Raw genomic sequence first — 787 nt, 5'->3', positions numbered from 1 at the left:
TCTGTAATTTTATAAGGAACTTTCTTGCCCGAAACTTTTTCAAACGCTTCAACCATCTCTAGTACACTATAGCCCATACCTGTGCCCAGGTTATAAGCATCTACTCCTGTTGTACTCAGTACTTTCTCAAGCGCCTTTACGTGACCATTTGCTAAGTCCACAACATGGATGTAATCACGGACTCCCGTTCCATCTTTCGTTGGATAGTCATTTCCGAATACACTTAATTCTTTTAACTTACCTATTGCCACTTGCGTTACATATGGCATTAAGTTATTTGGGATTCCATTTGGATCTTCTCCGATACGCCCACTTTCGTGTGCACCAAATGGATTGAAATAGCGAAGTAATGCAATACTCCATTCTGCATCTGCAAATGCTACATCACGCATAATTTGCTCAATCATTAATTTCGTTTGACCATATGGATTTGTTGCACTTAATGGAAACTCCTCCGTAATCGGTGACGTTTCCGGGATACCATATACAGTTGCAGATGAACTAAAGATCATCTTCTTAACATTATGTTTCTGCATTACTTCACATAGCACTAACGTGCTTGTAATGTTGTTATGATAATATGTTAATGGAATCGCTACTGACTCCCCTACAGCTTTAAATCCTGCAAAGTGAATAACTGCGTCAATTGCATTTTCTTCAAAAATTGCGTCAATTGCTTCATGATTTAAAACATCTTCTTTATAAAACTTAAATTGTTTTCCTGTTATTTCTTTCACTCGATTTATAGATTCTACCGAGCTATTCGAAAGGTTATCCACTACTATAA

Annotated in this window: 1 protein-coding gene; it reads right to left on the bottom strand. The window is 37.2% G+C overall.

The genetic code is table 11. From position 1 onward, the window contains the following. Positions 1-787: UDP-glucose 4-epimerase GalE (gene galE, locus MR170_RS30860; protein ID WP_242310655.1), on the bottom strand; the 787-nt coding region annotated here is incomplete at both ends.

This window comes from Bacillus cereus group sp. BfR-BA-01524 (assembly GCF_022662595.1).
In the GTDB taxonomy this organism is placed as follows: domain Bacteria; phylum Bacillota; class Bacilli; order Bacillales; family Bacillaceae_G; genus Bacillus_A; species Bacillus_A thuringiensis_S.
Note: the sequence above shows the minus strand (reverse complement) of the source record. Positions and strands in the feature narration are given on the sequence as shown.